At 71.6% G+C, this 17123-nt stretch carries 17 protein-coding genes; 9 read left to right on the plus strand and 8 right to left on the minus strand.

Going from position 1 to position 17123, the window contains the following annotated elements:
• Nucleotides 1-183: hypothetical protein (locus ACFC0D_RS27910; RefSeq protein WP_376441465.1), on the plus strand; the 183-nt coding region annotated here is incomplete at its 5' end.
• Nucleotides 184-195: 12 nt separating this feature from the next.
• Here the strand turns inward: ACFC0D_RS27910 and ACFC0D_RS27915 are convergent.
• On the minus strand, nt 196-1041 hold the full coding sequence (locus ACFC0D_RS27915) for a sulfurtransferase (RefSeq protein ID WP_376441467.1): 846 nt from the start codon (nt 1039-1041) through the stop codon (nt 196-198).
• Nucleotides 1042-1372: 331 nt separating this feature from the next.
• Here ACFC0D_RS27915 and ACFC0D_RS27920 point away from each other — a divergent pair, with 331 nt between their 5' ends.
• Complete coding sequence (locus tag ACFC0D_RS27920) at nt 1373-2146, plus strand: VOC family protein (protein WP_376441469.1); 774 nt, start codon at nt 1373-1375, stop codon at nt 2144-2146.
• A gap of 30 nt (nt 2147-2176) precedes the next feature.
• On the opposite strand, the gene ACFC0D_RS27925 is transcribed toward ACFC0D_RS27920, so the two are convergent.
• From ACFC0D_RS27925 to ACFC0D_RS27935, 3 genes are all read right to left on the minus strand, one after another.
• A complete protein-coding gene (locus ACFC0D_RS27925; RefSeq protein ID WP_376441472.1) occupies nt 2177-3511 on the minus strand; it encodes a polysialyltransferase family glycosyltransferase in 1335 nt (444 codons plus the stop codon).
• Between the two features lie 3 nt (nt 3512-3514).
• Nucleotides 3515-4480 carry a glycosyltransferase family 2 protein gene (locus tag ACFC0D_RS27930; protein WP_376441475.1) on the minus strand — a complete coding sequence of 322 codons (966 nt, stop codon included), beginning with the start codon at nt 4478-4480 and terminating at the stop codon, nt 3515-3517.
• Nucleotides 4481-4587: 107 nt separating this feature from the next.
• A complete protein-coding gene (locus ACFC0D_RS27935) occupies nt 4588-7236 on the minus strand; it encodes a YfhO family protein (protein WP_376441478.1) in 2649 nt (882 codons plus the stop codon).
• A 298-nt stretch (nt 7237-7534) separates the two neighbouring features.
• Between ACFC0D_RS27935 and ACFC0D_RS27940 the strand changes: the two genes are divergently transcribed.
• Nucleotides 7535-8755: an MFS transporter gene (locus ACFC0D_RS27940; RefSeq protein ID WP_376441480.1), complete on the plus strand. Its 1221-nt coding sequence runs from the start codon at nt 7535-7537 to the stop codon at nt 8753-8755.
• A gap of 53 nt (nt 8756-8808) precedes the next feature.
• Nucleotides 8809-9237, plus strand: a complete 429-nt coding sequence (locus tag ACFC0D_RS27945; RefSeq protein WP_376441483.1) for a heme-binding protein — start codon at nt 8809-8811, stop codon at nt 9235-9237.
• A 432-nt stretch (nt 9238-9669) separates the two neighbouring features.
• Here ACFC0D_RS27945 and ACFC0D_RS27950 read toward each other — a convergent pair whose 3' ends face one another.
• Nucleotides 9670-10077, minus strand: coding sequence for an arsenate reductase ArsC (locus ACFC0D_RS27950; protein WP_376441486.1), 408 nt, complete (start codon nt 10075-10077; stop codon nt 9670-9672).
• A gap of 166 nt (nt 10078-10243) precedes the next feature.
• On the opposite strand from ACFC0D_RS27950, the gene ACFC0D_RS27955 reads away from it, so the two are divergent.
• The 3 genes from ACFC0D_RS27955 to ACFC0D_RS27965 are packed head-to-tail and all read left to right on the plus strand — an operon-like array spanning nt 10244 to nt 12409.
• Nucleotides 10244-10552, plus strand: coding sequence for an ArsR/SmtB family transcription factor (locus ACFC0D_RS27955; protein WP_376441489.1), 309 nt, complete (start codon nt 10244-10246; stop codon nt 10550-10552).
• 34 nt (nt 10553-10586) lie between these two features.
• Nucleotides 10587-11357 (plus strand): aquaporin, encoded by a 771-nt coding sequence (locus ACFC0D_RS27960; RefSeq protein ID WP_376441491.1) that lies wholly within the window; start codon nt 10587-10589, stop codon nt 11355-11357.
• Nucleotides 11354-12409 (plus strand): ArsO family NAD(P)H-dependent flavin-containing monooxygenase, encoded by a 1056-nt coding sequence (locus tag ACFC0D_RS27965; RefSeq protein ID WP_376441494.1) that lies wholly within the window; start codon nt 11354-11356, stop codon nt 12407-12409. The genes ACFC0D_RS27960 and ACFC0D_RS27965 overlap by 4 nt, the downstream gene beginning before the upstream one ends.
• A 53-nt stretch (nt 12410-12462) precedes the next feature.
• Here ACFC0D_RS27965 and ACFC0D_RS27970 read toward each other — a convergent pair whose 3' ends face one another.
• The 3 genes from ACFC0D_RS27970 to ACFC0D_RS27980 form a co-directional block, all read right to left on the minus strand.
• Entirely contained in the window at nt 12463-13278 is an 816-nt protein-coding gene (locus ACFC0D_RS27970) for a sulfite exporter TauE/SafE family protein (RefSeq protein WP_376441496.1), read from the minus strand.
• Nucleotides 13279-13548: 270 nt separating this feature from the next.
• Entirely contained in the window at nt 13549-13884 is a 336-nt protein-coding gene (locus tag ACFC0D_RS27975) for a hypothetical protein (RefSeq protein ID WP_376441499.1), read from the minus strand.
• A 40-nt stretch (nt 13885-13924) separates the two neighbouring features.
• A complete protein-coding gene (locus ACFC0D_RS27980) occupies nt 13925-14287 on the minus strand; it encodes an ArsR/SmtB family transcription factor (RefSeq protein WP_376441501.1) in 363 nt (120 codons plus the stop codon).
• A gap of 240 nt (nt 14288-14527) precedes the next feature.
• Between ACFC0D_RS27980 and ACFC0D_RS27985 the strand changes: the two genes are divergently transcribed.
• Together ACFC0D_RS27985 and ACFC0D_RS27990 are read left to right on the plus strand one after the other, a co-directional pair.
• Nucleotides 14528-15901, plus strand: a complete 1374-nt coding sequence (locus tag ACFC0D_RS27985; protein ID WP_376441504.1) for an NAD(P)-binding domain-containing protein — start codon at nt 14528-14530, stop codon at nt 15899-15901.
• Entirely contained in the window at nt 15898-17115 is a 1218-nt protein-coding gene (locus tag ACFC0D_RS27990; protein WP_376441507.1) for an MFS transporter, read from the plus strand. The genes ACFC0D_RS27985 and ACFC0D_RS27990 overlap by 4 nt, the downstream gene beginning before the upstream one ends.
• The last annotated feature ends 8 nt before the right edge of the window (nt 17116-17123 follow it).

A 17123-nucleotide genomic window follows, 5' to 3' on the forward strand; every position in this document is an offset into this window, starting at 1 on the left:
GCCGACAAGGCGCGGGCCCCCTTCTCCGTGGCGTCGGGCGGTGTCCGGCGGATCGGTGCCGGACAGGACGCGGCGACCGGCGCCAGGCGGCCCCAGCCCCTGGGGGACGGCCGGCCTGCGGGGCGCGCCGGCCCCTGGGGGACGCGCCGCAAGGTGCCGTGCCGCGGCCGACGTCGTACCTAGCCGACGTCGTACCTAGGGGTTCGGGCCCGTCGCCACCGGGCGGGTGGGGTCGTTGGACCACTCCGACCAGGAGCCGGCGTAGAGGGCCGCGGGGATGCCGGCGATCGTCAGGGCCAGCACCTCGTGCGCGCCCGAGACGCCCGAGCCGCAGTAGACGCCCACGGCTTCGCTCCCGCCGTCGCCCTCGCCCGCGCCGAGCTTCGAGAAGCGCGCCGCCAGGGCCTCCGCGGACAGGAAGCGGCCGTCCGCGTCCACGTTCTCCGTCGTCGGTGCCGACACTGCGCCCGGGATGTGGCCGCCGACCGGGTCGATCGGCTCCACGTCGCCCCGGTAGCGCTCCGCCGCCCGTGCGTCGAGGAGCAGGCCGGAGCGTGCCAGCGCCGCCGCCCCGTCCGCGTCGAGCAGACCGACGGCGCCCGGCTCCGGCGCGAAGTCGCCCGGCTCGGGGGTCGGGGTCTCCTTCGACAGGCCGTGGCCCGCCGCCGTCCACGCCGCCAGCCCGCCGTCCAGGACCCGCACGCGCGCGTGCCCCGTCCAGCGCAGGAGCCACCAGGCGCGGGCCGCGCCCCACCCGAGCCAGTCGTCGTAGACGACGACCGGGGTGTCGGCGGAGACACCAGCCCGGCGCATCGCCGCTCCGAAGGCCGCCGGGTCCGGCAGCGGGTGCCGCCCGCCGCTCCCGGGCGGACCGGCCAGCTCCGTGTCCAGGTCCACGAAGACCGCGCCGGGGATGTGCCCGGCCTCGTACGCGGGCAGCCCGGGCGGGCCGCCGAGCTGCCAGCGGACGTCCAGCAGTACCGGGGGCCTGGCCCCGGCCGACTCGCTCACGAGTTCGCTTGCGGTGATGATGGGCTTCATGGGTGCCATCCTCGCGCAGCACACCCTGTCTCGGACCATGGCGTAGCTCCGGAACGGCGGCACGGCATCACAGGACCGCGAGGACCCGGCCCGGCGATCCAGGCATCCTCGCGCGGGATCGCGCCAAAGAACGGCGCGGCCCTGGCGCGCTGCACGCCCGGTGGTGCGAGCATCTGCACGGAGGCGCGCGACCCAGCGCGCGTACGGCAGGTGAACGGCGGGCAGTAATCCGCTGCGGTCCCCGGGGCCCCGCCCCCACCGCCCGTACGCGCTCGTGCGCACGGCTTGTCCCCCCGTACGGCCACGACGATGGTCCGAGGAGAGAGTGACGATGACCGAGGCGACTCGGCGCACACCCGGTACACCCTGTTGGGTGAGCCTGATGGTGCACGGGCTTGACGCGACACAGGAGTTCTACGGCGCGCTCTTCGGGTGGGAGTTCGTTCCCGGCCCCCAGCAGCTCGGCCCGTACGTCCGCGCGCTGCTCGACGGCAGGGAAGTGGCGGGTATCGGCCAGCTGCCGCCCGACCGGCATCTGCCGGTCGCCTGGACGACGTACCTGGCCACGGACGACGCGGACGAGACGGCGGAGTCCATCCGCTGCTGCGGCGGGACGGTCGCCGTCGGCCCGCTCGACGCGGGCGACGCGGGGCGGATGGCGATCTGCTCCGACCCGACGGGCGCGGTCTTCGGTGTCTGGCAGGCCGGGGCACACCTCGGCACGGCGGTCGCGGGCGCGCCCGGCACCCCGGTGTGGAACGAACTCCTGACGTACGAGACGTCGGCGGTCGGCAAGTTCTACCGGACGGTGTTCGGGTACGAGGTCGAGCCGGTCGTCTCCGCCGACCTCGACCGTCTGACCCTCCATCTGGAGGGCCGCCCGGTGGCCTCTCTGCACGGCGTCGGCACGGCGCTGCCGCGCGACCGGGGCGCGCACTGGATGACGTACTTCGAGGTCTCCGACACGGACGCGGCCGCCCGCCTGGTCACCGAGCTGGGCGGCCAGGTCCTCAAGCCGCCCAGGGAGGGCACGGCGGGCCGACTCGCCCTGGTCACCGACCCGGAGGGCGCGGTCTTCACCATCGTCCGCTCGGCGCGCGGCTGAGAGGCACCCCGAGCGGCCCGCTCCTTCCGGTCAGCTCCGGCCGCTGCGGACCAGACTCCGGCGGAGCCGGGACGCGCCCCGCCGCACGTCGCCGCCGGGCAGTCCGAGTTCGGTCAGCCGCTCCCGCGGGAAGTACCGCTCCGTGCCGCCGTCGCCCTGGAGCGCCTTGAGGAACTCGGCCGTCCCGGGGCGCAGCAGCGGGTGGAGTCTCGGCTGCATGCAGTAGCCCACGGCGCGTACGAGCGGGGTCAGGGTCGCCGGCGCCGCGCCGGGCACGGCCGGGCCGTCGCCCGACTCCAGGTCCGGCACGACATGGTCCACGACGGTGAGCGGCACCCGGTTGCTGTTCTCGTACGGGTTGAGCCGCTCCAGGACCGTGTCGGTGCCCACTCGGGCGATGGGGACGTCGTAGTAGACGGAGGCGGTGAGCATCGCGGTGGAGAAGCAGCCGACGACGAGCCGCGGGCGGCAGCGCTCGTAGAAGGTCTCGGCGAGCAGCGGACCGTCCAGGACGGTGAGCCGTACGCCGGACGCCTCTGCCGCCTCGTGCAGGGCCGTCGAGTAGCGGGCGGGTGCGGTCGGGTGCGGCTTGAAGATCACCGACGTGTGGCCGGCGGCAGCGGCTCCGCGCAGCATCCGGATGTGCAGCTCCTCCTCCTCGTCGGCGGTGAGGATGCCGAGGGCGGCGAGGTACTGGCCGAGGAGGAGGGCGCTGGGCGCGGCCTCGACCGCCTCGGTCACCTGCCGGTCGTCCCCGGCGGCCTCGGCGATCTCCGCGAGCACCGCGCGGAACGCCGTGTCGGGTACGAGCTCGGGCTCGACGTCGTACTCGGCGAGGAGGAGCGGGCGCAGACCGGGCACCAGGTCGAGGTGGAGCAGGCGCTGGATGCGGCAGGCGATCGACTGGGGCAGCTCGTCGCGCGTCGGCCCGTAGCTCATGAGGCCGTCCGCGTACACCTCGACGGTGCTCTCAGTGAAGACCGCGGCGAGCGCCTTGGCGGGGTTGACCTGGATGGACTCGACGACCAGCTCGACCGGGGCGGTGCCGAGACCCCAGGCCGTCCGGAACACCCGCTGCCACAGCGGGGCCTCCTCCGGACGGGGCGACCAGGAGCTGGGGTGGTGGGGGTGGATGGCCTCGTTCCAGTCGATCGCCTCGTCGAACCGGGTGGCGATCCGGTCGTATCCGGTCATGGCGTCGAGCCGCAGTGCCGTCTCCGGGATCTCCGCGTTGTTCGACACGAGGAGGATCCGCCGGACGTCCTCGCGGGCACCGAACAGGCCCGCGTCGAGCGCCGCCGCGAGAGTGGCCGCGCCGTAGAGCGTGGACACCTGGAAGATCTGGGTACGCGGGTTCGCGGTCATGGGTCAGGCGGTCCTTCCGGTGGCGCGCAGGCTGGTGAGCAGGGTGCTGCGCGCGGTGTCCATCGTGGCCAGCGTCTCGTCGAGCACCTGCTGCGGCATGCGGCGCAGGGCGTCGGTGACGTTCTGCCTGAGCCGCTTGGTGACGGCCGGCTCGTACTGGTCGGCCTTGCCCATGTGGAAGGCGATCATGGCGCAGTAGGTGCGTACCGCCTTCGGCAGAAAGCGATCGGCCTCGGGGTCCTTCGACACCTCCTCGAGAAGGAGGTCGTAGGACGGAATGAAGTCCAGTTGGCGGTTGTCGGTGATCTGTGTGAGCGAGGTCGTGACACCGCGCCGGTAGAAGACTCCGTGCAGGCTGAGAGCCGCGTAGGTGGTGGCTTTCAGGTGGAGGCGCCAGACCCAGAGCCGGTCCTCGGCGGTGCGCAATTTCGTCTCGAACCGCGAGGCGCCGTTCTCGAAAAGACGGCTGCTGTAGATACCGAAGGGGACGAAGGGATAGTCCACCATCGTCACCATCTTGGCCGGTGCGATTCCGTCGCGCGGATTCATCACGGTGTCGCGGAGTTTGGCGGGCGCGTAGCGGATGCTGCGGGAGCTGCCGGTCGACTGCACATGGTCGGTACGGGCGAAGTCGCACCCGAGCGACTCGATGCCGCGGACCATGGCGCGCAGGTGGCCGGGGGCGTACCAGTCGTCGCCGTCGAGGAAGGTGACGTAGTCCCCGGTCGCCGCGTCCAGGCCCGTGTTGCGCGCCTGCGCGACGCCGAGGTTGGTCTCGTGGCGGATGACGGTGGCATTGGGGATCCGGCTCTGCCAGCGATCCAGTACGTACGGCGTCTCGTCCGTGGAGCAGTCGTCGATCAGCAGGAACTCGAATTCCGGGTCCGCGTTGTTCGCGAGGCTGCGCATGGTGTCGGGGGCATAGATCCCGACATTGTGGAGAGGCACGATGACGGACAGTTTCGGCACACGGAATCCCAACACTCAAACAGACGATCAATCAGTCGATCAGGCGGGCGATCGAGTCGTGACGTTCACCCGGACAAACGCCGACCAGGCGGGCAGCGTATCCGTCGTCATTTCCCGTCGGACGGTCCCGATGTGCATTCCAGGTGAACTCTTGTCGTCCTGCGAAGAAACCGGCTCCGGAATCCGAGCGCCAGCAGGGCGAGAAGCGAGACGGCGGCGATCGCACCGCCGATGCGCAGACCCGGGGGCCGGAACGAGCAACTGACCGTGGTTGCCCCGCCGTCGAGCGGAACGGCCAGGAGGCCCAGGTACCGCTTGGCGGGGGTCGGCTGCGCGTCGCCCGCGGCGCAGCTCCAGCCGGAGATGCGCGGTGCGGCGATGACGGCGGTTCCGGTGCTGCCGGCCGGGAGTTCGGCCGTGAGGCCGTGCCCGGAGACGTGCACGGCGGTGGCTCCGGTCGCGGTCAACTGTCGTACGGCCGTGTCCAGTCGTTCCTGGAGGAGGCAGCCGACGGGCTGCCGGGGCAGCTTCGGGGCTCCCCGGTCGCCGCGCAGTTCGATCCGTACCTCGCCGGATTCCGGAACGGTGCCGAGCGGCTGCATGGGGGCGAGCACGGACGGGAGTTTGCCGACGAAGGACACGGGCTGCTGTCCGTCCAGGGCGGCGGTGCCCTGGAGTTGGGGCGCCCAGAACCAGACGCGTGAGTTCGCGAGGCATGTGGCGGTCAGCGTGGCGGTGCCCTTCGGCCCGTCCGTACGGCGGACCTGGGCCGGCGTCTCGTACACCTTCGAGCCGAGCAGCAGCTCCTGGTTGGCGAAGGCGGAGTCACCGAAGCGGATCCCCGGCGCCGGCAGCCTGACGTCGGGGCGGACGGTGACGAGCGGGGGGACGGGCGTGTCGGTGGTGGTGATGACCGCCTCGGGCAGCTCGTCCGTCCGCAGGGGCACGGTGGGCTCGGAGCGCATCCGGGTGCCGATCGAGAAGATCGCGTCGGTCACCGGGTTGTCCAGGCCGACCGGGTGACGCCCCTTGGCGTAGTAGCCGAAGCCGAGGGAGGAGAGCGTGCGGGAGTAGACGTCCGAGCTCAGGCTGGAGTAGTACTCACCGCCCTGCCCGCCGACCAGCAGGGGGTCGTTGCCGCCGGGCACGTCGCCGGGGTCCGTGCGGTGGCGGGGCCAGGCGTCCTTCTCGGCGACGGCCCGGGCCATGTCCTCCTGCCAGGGGCCGACCCGGGGGGACCAGTGGACCTGGGCCAGCTGCTGCTCGGCGATCCTGCCGCCGGTGATCGCGGTCTCGCCGATCTGTGTCAGGACGAGGAGGGCGACGGCCACGGCGGGCAGGACCCGGGAGCCGGCCGCGTACCGTCGCGCGAGGACGACGGCAGCGGCGGCGAGGACGGCGAGGGCCAGCGCGGCGGCGAAGGCGGGGTAGGTCCAGCGGTCGACGACGACGCTGCCCCGGACCGCGAACGCCATCGCCGCGACCAGTGCCGTCGCGCCGAGGAGGGCGGGTGTCCGGGGCAGCCCCTGGGCGGTGGACAGCCAGCCCGCGATCACCAACAGACCGCAGAGCACGAAGGCCTGACGGTACGGAAGGCCGTTGGGCGAGGCGCCGGCGTGCCAGAGCAGATGGGTGGGCTCCCACTGCATCGAGAGCGTCACCAGGCAGATCGCGGCCACCCAGGCGATCCGGACGCGGGGTGCGACGGCGCTGTTGAACGGCAGGGTGAGGGCGAGGGCGAGCGCCGGGGTGCCGATGAAGAGGGCGGGGCTCGCGACGCCCGCGGTGGCCGGGAGCAGCCGGGCGAACACGTCCGCCCAGTCGACGGCGGTGAAGGTCACCTCGGGGGTCGGGTCCGCGACACGGGTGGCCAGGAAGATCACCAGGACGAGCGGAGCCGCGAGTCCGATGCCCAGGAGCACCGCCCGGGTGGCGCGCAGCAGTCCGGCCAGGCGCCGACGGGCCGTACGCCCCGACTCCTCGGCCGTGAGCAGCCGGACGACGAGGAACACGGCCGCGCCGACGGTCGCCATGTACGCCGTGTAGAAGTTGGCGAACCAGGCCAGTGCCACGATCAGCGGACCGAGGAGGGGACGGCGGCCGGTCCGGGCCCACTCCCCCACCAGGCACAGCAGCGGGAAGGCGAGCAGTCCGTCGAGCCACATAGGGACGGTGGCGCCGTGGTTCAGGGCCCAGCCGCACAGGGCGTACGCCGTTCCCAGGACGGCCGCCACCGGCCAGGGGCCGCGGCGCAGCGTCAGGAGCAGCACAGCCATCGCACCGCCGGCCGCGGTGATCTTGGCCGTGGTGACGACGTAGAGGGCGAGCTCCGCCCGGTCGGCCGGGAAGAGCACGACCATCAGGTCGAAGGGGCTGCTCAGATACGTGCCGTAGTCGCCGAGGAAGTTCGTCCCGAAGCCCGCGCTCCAGTTCAGGAAGAGATCGCCGTCGGCGTCACCGAGCAGGAGTCGCCGCCAGTAGGCGTGGTACGGCAGGTACTGCTGGCCGAGGTCGACGGTGTTGCGGGTCGTGGGCCCGAAGGGATGGGCGCCGGCCAGGAACGCGCCGAGGCAGAAGCCGAGGCAGGTCAGCAGCGCGGCGACGGCCGCCGCCCGTACGCGAAGGCTGCGTCGGCCCGCGCGGATCAGCCGGGCCGCACCGGACCGGCCTCCGGCTCCGTCCGTCGCACCGGGCCGGTCGCCCTCGGTCCGCGCGCCCTCGCCCTGGTCGGGCACGGTCTCGGCAGCAGGGGGCACACGTCCTCCGGGGTGATTCGTGCGGCGCGCGGATGCGCGAGGGCCCCGGCGCTCACGTCGGTGCGGCTTCCCGTCACGGGCCGAGGCCCATTACCTCCGATCCGGGCGTCCCGCTTCCGATCACCAGGGGATCTCCGGGCACACCGCAGGTGAACACGGGGTGCCGTCGACCGGGGAGCGGGCGCCGAAGCAAAGTAGCCCGCACACGCAATAGCCACCGCTTGCACTTATCCCGCGTCTGCAACTATTGTCGAAGCACGCAAGACCCCCCTGCAATCGTTTTGGAAGGTGCTTCGCCATGCCTCTCGCGCTCCTGGCCCTGGCCATCGGGGCCTTCGGGATCGGCACCACCGAGTTCGTGATCATGGGCGTGCTGCCCCAGGTCGCCGGCGACTTCGGTGTCACGATCCCCACCGCCGGCTGGCTGGTGACCGGCTACGCCCTCGGCGTCGTCTTCGGAGCCCCGCTCCTGACCGTGCTCGGCACCAAGGTGTCGCGCAAGAAGATGCTCCTCTTCCTGATGGGCCTCTTCGTCGTCGGCAACCTGCTGTCCGCCTTCGCCCCGTCCTTCGGCGTGATGCTGATCGGCCGGATCGTCGCCTCGCTCGCCCACGGCGCGTTCTTCGGCATCGGCTCGGTGGTGGCGGCCGGTCTGGTCGCCCCGGAGAAGAAGGCGTCGGCGATCTCGCTGATGTTCATGGGCCTGACCGTCGCCAACATCGTCGGCGTGCCGCTGGGCACATACATCGGCCAGGCCGCCGGCTGGCGCGTCACCTTCACCCTCGTCGCCGCCCTCGGGGTGATCGGTCTCCTCGGCGTGGCCAAGCTGGTGCCGGAGACGGGCCGGGCCGAGAGCGCGAACGTCCGTACCGAGTTCGCCGCTTTCAAGAACGTCCAGGTCTGGCTCGCCATGGCGATGACCGTCCTCGGATACGGCGGCGTGTTCGCGGCCATCACGTACATCACCCCGATGATGACCGAGGTCACCGGCTACACCGAAGGCGCCGTGACCTGGCTGCTCGTCCTCTTCGGCGTCGGCATGTTCCTCGGCAACCTCCTCGGCGGCAAGTTCGCCGACCGCGCCCTCATGCCGCTGCTCTTCACCACCCTGGGCGCCCTGGCCCTGTCCCTGCTGGTCTTCACGGCGACCGCGCACAACAAGGCGCTCGCCGCGATCACCCTCACGCTGATCGGCGCGCTCGGCTTCGCCACGGTGCCGCCGCTGCAGAAGTGGGTCCTCGACCAGGCGACAGCCGCCCCCACCCTGGCCTCGGCCGCCAACATCGGCGCCTTCAACCTCGGCAACGCGCTCGCCGCCTGGCTCGGTGGCGTCGTGATCTCCGCCGGCCTCGGCTACACCGCCCCGAACTGGGTCGGCGCGCTCCTCTCGGCCACCGCCCTGCTGCTGGCCTTCCTGGCCGCGTTCCTCGACCGGCGCACCAAGGCCCGCTCCCGGGTCGTGGCGACGGGCGTCGCCCCGACGCCGACACCGGCAGTCGCCACGGCCGTCGGCCACTGACCCCCGTACCCCTGGCTCCTCATCACCTCGTCACCACGAAAGAAGAACGCACCATGAGCACCACCACCCCCACCGCCGTCACCCCGCTGAGCACCCAGGACGCCGAGCTCCTGCTCGACGCCGCCCGCCGCGCGGCCGACGACGCCGGCGTGACCGTCAGCGTCACCGTCCTGGACGCGGGCGGCCACCTGCTGGCCTTCCGCCGGGACGACCGCGCCGTGCTCGTCTCCGGCGAGACCAGCACCCGCAAGGCGTACACCGCGCTGCAGTTGAACGCCCCCACCGCCGACCTCGTCGACCTGGTGAAGCCCGACGGCCCGTTCCACAGCCTCACCACGGCCCTGGACCGACCGCTTCTCTTCATCGCCGGAGGCCTTCCCGTCCACCGCGACGGTCGCCTCATCGGCGCCATCGGGGTCGGCGGCGGCGCCCCGGAACAGGACCACGGCTTCGCCACCACGGCCCTCACGGCGCTGGCCTGAGACCGGGCGGGGCTGGGCTGGGCGCGATGCTCGCCTGAGACCGGCTGGGCGGGTCGCGGTGCTCGCCGGAAATCGGCTGGGCGGGCCGCTCTGAGACCTGCAGGGCGGCTCGCGACGCGCGGCCGAGCCATCGACGCCGTCGCGGCGGGCCTGAGTCGCCGGGGATCCGTCAGGACGGCGTGACCGGCAGGACGTCCGAGGACAGGGCCGCCGCCCGCGCCGTCGCCGTCGTCATACGACGACTCAGCGAGCCCGCTCGGCAACCCATGTCCGCATAAGAACGGCCTCAGACGGCAGCGTGTCGCCGTCTGAGGCCTTCCTCAATGTCCTTCCGCAGCCCATCGGCGTGGTCGTAGCGAGCCGTCGACGAAGATCGAGCTGCCGAAAAGCAGGGCTGCAGCTGGGCGCGCGCGGTGTCCGAGGTCACGCCTCCTACTGTGCGTCGATCTCGGCGATCAGGGCCTCGATACGGGTCTTGATCTCGTCGCGGATGGGACGGACGGCGTCGACGCCCTTGCCGGCCGGGTCTTCGAGGGCCCAGTCGAGGTACTTCTTGCCGGGGAAGATCGGGCAGGCGTCGCCGCAGCCCATGGTGATGACGTAGTCGGACGCCTGGACGGCCTCGGTGGTCAGGACCTTCGGCTTCTGGTCGGAGATGTCGACGCCGACCTCCTTCATGGCCTCGACCGCGGACGGATTGACCTGGTCACCCGGGATCGAGCCGGCGGAGCGGACCTCGATCCGGTCGCCCGCGAGGTGGCTGAGGAACCCGGCGGCCATCTGGGAGCGCCCGGCGTTGTGGACGCAGACGAAGAGCACGGAGGCGAGCGGAGCAGTCATCGGTTCTTCCTTGGGCAGGGATGGTGCGCGAGGCGGGCGACACCGGCCGCGAGACGTCCGCCAGGAAGGACGGGGCACGAGGGCGCGGTCATGGCGAGAACCCCCTGGGTTCAATGAGGTCAGCCCAGGCTGGCATCAGCGCAGAGTGATGTGACAGTATCAGCTCATGATGACGTCAGTCGATACTGATCTGATCCGGGTGCTGGGTGATCCCCTGCGCCTCCAGATCGTGACCCTGCTCGCCCGCGAGACGCTGTGCACCACCCACCTCGTGGAGGAGACCGGTGCCAAGCAGACCAACCTCTCCAACCACCTGAAGGTGCTGCGCGAGGCAGGAGTCGTCGAGACCGAACCCTGCGGCCGGTTCACCTACTACCGCCTGAAGCCTGATGTCATCGAAGGCCTGGCCGGGCAGTTCGCCGCCCTCGCCGAGGCCGCGCGCGCCAACGCCGACACCAAGAGAGTCTGCCCGTAGCCTCTCGCCTCACCTGCCCCAGGAGACCCTGCCCGTGACCGCCACCGAGCCCGCCGCGAGCGACGCCATAGCCGCCGGCACGTCGCCGCAGCCCGCGCCCGGCGCCACCCCGCCCCGTACCCCGCTCGCCGCACGTGCTGCGGCCGAGCTCGTCGGCACCGCCGCCCTCGTGGCGATCGTCGTCGGCTCCGGTATCCAGGCCACCGACCTCACCGACGACGTCGCATTGCAGCTCCTCGCCAACTCCACCGCCACGGTCTTCGGCCTCGGCGTCCTGATCGCCCTCCTCGGGCCGGTCTCCGGTGCGCACTTCAACCCGGCGGTCACGCTGGCCGAGTGGTGGACGGCCAGACGCGGGGGCGGCGGCGTGAACGGCCGCGAGCTCGCGGTCTACGTCCCGTCCCAGATCGTCGGCGCGATCGCGGGCGCTGTGCTGGCGGACGCGATGTTCGGCGAACCGCTGGTGAAGTGGTCCACGCACGACCGCTCGGCAGGCAACCTGCTCCTCGGCGAGATCGTCGCCACTGCGGGCCTGATCCTGCTGATCTTCGGCCTGGCCCGTACCGACCGGCTCCGCTTCGCCCCCGTCGCAGTCGCCTCCTACATCGGCGCCGCGTACTGGTTCACCTCATCCACGTCCTTCGCGAACCCGGCGGTGACCATCGGTCGCGCCTTCACCGACACCTTCGCCGGCATCGCCCCCGCCTCCGTACCGGCGTTCATCGGCATGCAGCTCATCGGCACGGTCGTGGGCCTGGCCCTGGTCGCCGTCATCTTCATCCACGGCAAGACGAACACCGAATGACACAGGCCGTGGACGTGGTGGTGATCGGCGGCGGCCAAGCCGGGCTCGCCGCCGGCTACCACCTGCGCCGCCTCGGCCTCGACTTCGTCATCCTCGACGCCCAGCCCACCCCTGGCGGCGCCTGGCAGCACACCTGGGACTCCCTGCACCTGTTCTCCCCGGCGGCGTACTCCTCGCTGCCCGGTCGGCTCATGCCACCGCAACCGGGCGAGACGTACCCGGACGCGGCCCACGTCGTCGACTACCTCACCGACTACGAGAAGCGATACGGCCTCCCCGTCGTCCGGCCCGCCCGCGTCGAAGCGGTCCACCGTGACGGCGAGTTCCTGCGTGTCGAGGCCGATGCCGGCTCCTGGCGTACCCGTTCGGTGATCAGCGCGACGGGAACCTGGTGGCGTCCCTTCGTACCCGCCGTTTCCGGGCGTACGGATTTCAAGGGAGCCCAGCTCCACACCGTCGAATACCGCCGCCCCGCCGACCTTGCTGGGCAGCGCGTGATCGACGTCGGCGGCGGGAACTCCGGCGCCCAGATCGCCGCCGACCTCGCCTACGACACCGAGCTGACCTGGGTCACCCTCCGCGAGCCGCGCTATCTCGACGACGACATCGACGGTCGCGCCCTTTTCGACCACGCCACCGCCCGCCGCCGCGCCCTCGACGAAGGCCGCACCGACACCGGCGGGGTGGCGTCCCTCGGCGACATCGTCGCCGTCCCGCCCGTACGCGAAGCGCGAGACTCCGGACTCCTCAAAGCACAGCCGATGTTCGCCCGGCTCACGGCATCCGGCGTCGAGTGGGCCGACGGCACCCGTGCGGATGCCGACGCGATCGTCTGGTGCACCGGCTTCCGCCCCGCACTCGCCCATCTCGCACCGCTGGGCCTGCGCGGCCCGCGCGGTCACATCCCCATGGCAGGGACGCGGGCTCTCGGTGAGCCCCGCCTGCACCTGCTCGGTTACGGAGACTGGACTGGTCCCGCCTCCGCGACTCTCGTCGGCGCCGGCCGCCCCGCCCGCGATGCCGCCCGACAGATCGCCCAACTCCCGCGCTGACAGCAGGAAGGCGAAGGGCTGCGACAGCCGAAGCCCGAAAGGCCTCCGTGGAATCAGTCATGCCGAGCGATCTTGACGGCGGAGACCAGCAGAATCACGGCCAGAGCTGGGATCAGCACCAGATCCGGGATCACGCCGAGCAACAGCCCTCCCACCACCGCGCCCGCGACAGAGCCGCCGATCATGGTCATCGTGAAGCGGAGGTTCGCGCCGAGCACCGCGAAGCTTCCGTCGCGGCTGTAGCGGGCGAAAGCCACCAACATGGTCGGCAGTGACACCAGCAGCGACAGACTGCCTGCCAATTTGATGTCCACCGCGAACAGCAGCACGATCGTCGGGATCAGCAGCTCGCCCCCGGCCACACCCATGATCGCCGCGACCACCCCGATGCCGAAACCGGCCGCGACTCCGCTGAACACCTGAGCCCACCCGGGCAGAGTCAGCGTTTCGACAGCCGCACTGTGTGTGGCCACCAGTGCTGCGGCCATGAGCACCATCAGCGCAGCCAGCACCTTGTACAGAGTGGCGCTCCGCATCCTTACCGCCCACGACGCACCGGCCCACGCCCCCAGCAGGCTGCCGGCCAACAGGTTGACCGCGACGGGCCAGTGCGCAGCAACCTCGACCGCCGGGACAGCTGCCAGCCTGGCGGGCAGCGCGACCAGGACTACGACCAGGCTCATCGCCTTGTTCAGGATGACGGCCGAGAGCGCAGCGAACCCGAAGAGGCCGATCAGCAGTGGCAGGCGGAATTCCGCGCCTCCGAGGCCAATCATCCCGCCCAGAACGCCGATGGCGGCGCCCGCACCGAACGTCACGGAGGCCGGGTGCGTCGAGGTGAGGAGAGCTTGGTTCTGGTCAGTCGTCACGCCGGGCATCCTCGCTGGCCTCTACCCCGGCCTGCTACGCCACGACCCCGACTTCGGCTGAAGGCATCGAGCGCTCGCCCAGGATTCGTCCGGACCTCCAGCCGCCGGCGTCAACACCCATGCCGCGAACACCTCGCCGGGGGGAGTCGCCGAAGGCATCCCGAACCGATGTCGAAGTGCTACGCGTCATCGTGGGCAGAGTTGCCGGCGCTTCAGCGTCCCGGGGATGTGAAGCGACGGTTTGTTGGATTCTGACTGTGACATCGCCGGTCATGAATCGTCTCGGCGGGTGGCGGTGGCACCCCGCCTCTGCAAGGCATCCAGCACCCCCTCGTGCGCCATGTCGACCGCGACGTCCAGTCGGATCCCCTCCGGGCACGGGCTGACGGTGAAGGTGAAGAACGAACAGCAGCCGCTTTCGCGCGCCACCAGATCACGCACCGCCTCATCGACGACCGGCTCGCCACCGAACACCATCTCCAGCGTCAGCCGGTCCGGCCGGGACACTTTCATCAGGTGCCGGGTGAACAGCGAGTCGAACTCCGCGACCCGCAGCGGCCGCTCGGCCGTGGGGAGGGTGCAGGAGTCCGGCACCCAGGTCGTCATCGTGACCACCTCCCTCGATGCCTGCTTCCGCCCTCTGGAGCTACGCGGTGGCGGCCTTGGTGAGCAGCTGTCCCATGGCAGCCAGGACCGTCGGCTCGACGCGGTAGTAGACCCAGGTGCCGCGCCGCTCGGAGGAGAGCAGTCCGGCGTCCTTGAGCTTCTTCAGGTGGTGGGAGACCGTGGGCTGGGAGACGCCGACGTCGGAGATGTCGCAGACGCACGCCTCGCCGCCCTCGTGCGAGGCGACCGCGGAGAAGAGCCGCAGGCGGACCGGGTCCCCCAGGGCTTTGAACATGGCCGCGGTCCGTACGGCTTCCTCCGCCGTCAGTGGGCGCTCGTTCAGCGGCGGGCAGCAGGGCTCGACCTCGGGCTCCAGCAGCGGCAGCACCTTCACATTCGACATACGTCTATGTTGACACATGTCGAACCAAGCCCATAGGGGCCGCGGGCGCGAGCCCCCTCCGCCGCATCGCCGGTCCACATGCCGCGGCTCGGCCGAGTTCGCCGCTCGCGATGGCTGCGACTTCGGCTTCACTCCAGGAATCCCCCAACATCGATGGATGTCTATGTTGACGCTTATCGATGTGGGTGCCATGCTGAAGACACAAGGCATCGACAAACGTCGAAACAAAGGGGACTCGTCATGAACGCCACCGCCACCGAGCAGCTGCCCGTCGTGGTCATCGGGGCCGGCCCTGCCGGGCTGGCTGCCGCCGCTCACCTGGTCGAACGGGACCTTGAGGCGCTGGTCCTGGAGGCGGGTGCGCAGGCGGGTGCGGCAGTGCGCGAGTGGTCGCACGTACGGCTCTTCTCCACCTGGGGCGAGCTGACCGACCCGGCCGCCGAGAAGCTCCTCGCTCCCACCGGCTGGGTGAAGCCGGACGCGGGCACATACCCGACCGGCGGTGACTGGGCGGCCCGGTACCTGCAGCCGCTCGCCGACGTCCTCGGTGACCGTGTTCGTGTCGGCGCCCGGGTCACCGGCGTCTCCCGCGCGGGCCGCGACCGGATCGTCGACGCCGACCGCGAGACCCAGCCCTTCACCGTCCATGTCGCCCACGCCGACGGGCGCGAAGAGCGAATCCTCGCCCGCGCCGTCATCGACGCCTCCGGTACGTGGGCCACCCCGAGCCCGGCCGGCGGCGACGGCCTCCCCGCACTCGGCGAGCGAGCGGCAGCCGACCGGATCTCCTACCGCGTCCCCGACCTGAAGGACCCCGCCACACGGGCCCGATACGCGGGCAAGCGCACCGCCGTGATCGGCTCCGGCGCCTCCGCCTTCACCGCCCTGGCCTCCCTCGCCGACCTCGCGACGTCCGAGGACGGCACCGGCACGCATGCCACCTGGATCCTGCGCCGGGGCATCTCCGGCTCCACCTTCGGCGGCGGCACCGCCGACCAGCTCCCCGCCCGCGGCGCACTCGGCCTCGCGGCCAAGGCAGCCGTCGACGAGGGCCACGCCGACGCCGTCACCGGCTTCCGCACTCAGGCGATCGAGCGCGTCGGCGAGCAGCTCGTCCTGGCATCCGAGAACGGGCACCGCCTCGACCCGGTCGACGAGGTCATCGTCCTGACCGGCTTCCGGCCCGACCTGTCCCTCCTCGACGAGCTCCGCCTGGGCCTCGACGAGCGCCTCCAGGCCCCGGTCGAACTGGCTCCGCTGATCGACCCGAACCAGCACTCCTGCGGCACCGTCTACCCGCACGGCGTGAAGGAGCTCTCCCACCCGGAGGAGGGCGTCTACCTGGTCGGCATGAAGTCCTACGGCCGCGCGCCGACGTTCCTCGCTCTCACCGGATACGAGCAGGTCCGCTCCGTCGTCGCCGCGATCGCCGGCGATCGGGAGTCCGCCGAGCGCGTCGAACTCGTCCTGCCCGAGACCGGGGTCTGCGGCGGCGCCGGCCTCTTCGACCAGCCGCAGACCGACGAGGCGGCCGACGGCGGCGGCTGCTGCGCCCCCGCTCCCGCCCTCATCCAGCTCGGCACCGCCGCCCCGGCACCCTCCTGCGGCTCGTGACCGAGCTCAACACCCGTGCGAACGGGGCCGCGACCGGAACAGGGGACCGGTCGCGGCCCCGCGCCGTCCTGCCCGCGCTGTGCCTCACCCAGATCACCAGCTGGGGAATCGTCTACTACGCCTTTCCCGTCCTCAACCCGGCGATCACCGCGGACACCGGTTGGAGTGCGGGCTCGACCACCGCGGCGTTCTCCGCCGCCCTCGTCGTCTCCGCCCTCGCCGGGATCTACGTCGGCCGCGTCCTGGACCACCGTGGCCCCCGCATCGTCATGACGGTCGGCTCCATCCTCGGCGTCCTGAGCCTGCTGCTGGTGGCCGCGGCCCCCGACGTGGCGGTCTTTCTCGTCGGATGGCTGCTCGCCGGAACAGCGATGGCCGCCACCTTCTACCAGCCCGCCTTCGCCGCACTCACCCGCTGGTGGGCCCCGGACCACGTCCGTGCCCTGACGATCGTCACCCTCGCCGGCGGACTCGCCTCCACGGTCTTCGCACCCCTGACCGCGATCCTCGCCGACCACATGTCCTGGCGCGCCACCTACACGGTGCTCGCCGGCATCCTCGCGATCCTGACCATCCCGGCCCACGCCCTCGCCCTGAAAGCACCCTGGCCGCCGGCCCCCGACAGCCCCTCGCACCTCACCGGCGGCAGCGGTGGAGTGGTACGCAGCCGCGCCTTCTGGATGCTGGCCGCCACCTTCACCCTGTCCGCGTTCGCGATGTACGCGGTCGTCATCGGCCTCGTCCCCCTGCTCCTCGAACGCGGCTACACCACCACCCAAGCCGCATGGGCCCTCGGCCTCGGCGGCGCAGGACAAACACTCGGCCGGACGCTGTACGCCACCCTCGCCCGCCACCTCGGCGTCACCGCCCGCACGGTCACACTCATCGCGTTCGGAGGACTCACCACCGCGGCCCTCGCGACCGTGGCCGGTCCGTACGCGGTTCTCATCGCCGTATCCGTGCTCGCCGGGGTGGTCCGGGGCAACCTCACCCTCCTCCAGGCCACCTCCGTCACCGACCGCTGGGGTACCGCCCACTACGGCCGACTCTCCGGACTCCTCGGCGCACCGGCCCACGTGGCAGCCGCTCTGGCCCCCTTCGCCGGCGCAGTCCTCGCGGGTCCGCTCGGCGGCTACCCCGCCCTGTTCACGCTGCTCGCGGCGCTGTCACTCGTCGCCGCCGTCACAGCCCTGGGGACCCGCCCGCCTCCCTGACAAGCAGC

Origin of the sequence: Streptomyces sp. NPDC056222, from assembly GCF_042264065.1 — a bacterium.
Lineage (GTDB): Bacteria > Actinomycetota > Actinomycetes > Streptomycetales > Streptomycetaceae > Streptomyces.

Excerpts from the sequence above, each read along its gene's own strand:
- ACFC0D_RS27915 (WP_376441467.1), bottom strand. The coding sequence starts at position 1,041 with ATGAAGCCCATCATCACCGCAAGCGAACTCGTGAGCGAGTCGGCCGGG.
- ACFC0D_RS27920 (WP_376441469.1), top strand. The coding sequence starts at position 1,373 with ATGACCGAGGCGACTCGGCGCACACCCGGTACACCCTGTTGGGTGAGC.
- ACFC0D_RS27925 (WP_376441472.1), bottom strand. The coding sequence starts at position 3,511 with ATGACCGCGAACCCGCGTACCCAGATCTTCCAGGTGTCCACGCTCTAC.
- ACFC0D_RS27940 (WP_376441480.1), top strand. The coding sequence starts at position 7,535 with ATGCCTCTCGCGCTCCTGGCCCTGGCCATCGGGGCCTTCGGGATCGGC.
- ACFC0D_RS27945 (WP_376441483.1), top strand. The coding sequence starts at position 8,809 with ATGAGCACCACCACCCCCACCGCCGTCACCCCGCTGAGCACCCAGGAC.
- ACFC0D_RS27950 (WP_376441486.1), bottom strand. The coding sequence starts at position 10,077 with ATGACTGCTCCGCTCGCCTCCGTGCTCTTCGTCTGCGTCCACAACGCC.
- ACFC0D_RS27955 (WP_376441489.1), top strand. The coding sequence starts at position 10,244 with ATGATGACGTCAGTCGATACTGATCTGATCCGGGTGCTGGGTGATCCC.
- ACFC0D_RS27965 (WP_376441494.1), top strand. The coding sequence starts at position 11,354 with ATGACACAGGCCGTGGACGTGGTGGTGATCGGCGGCGGCCAAGCCGGG.
- ACFC0D_RS27975 (WP_376441499.1), bottom strand. The coding sequence starts at position 13,884 with ATGACGACCTGGGTGCCGGACTCCTGCACCCTCCCCACGGCCGAGCGG.
- ACFC0D_RS27980 (WP_376441501.1), bottom strand. The coding sequence starts at position 14,287 with ATGTCGAATGTGAAGGTGCTGCCGCTGCTGGAGCCCGAGGTCGAGCCC.
- ACFC0D_RS27985 (WP_376441504.1), top strand. The coding sequence starts at position 14,528 with ATGAACGCCACCGCCACCGAGCAGCTGCCCGTCGTGGTCATCGGGGCC.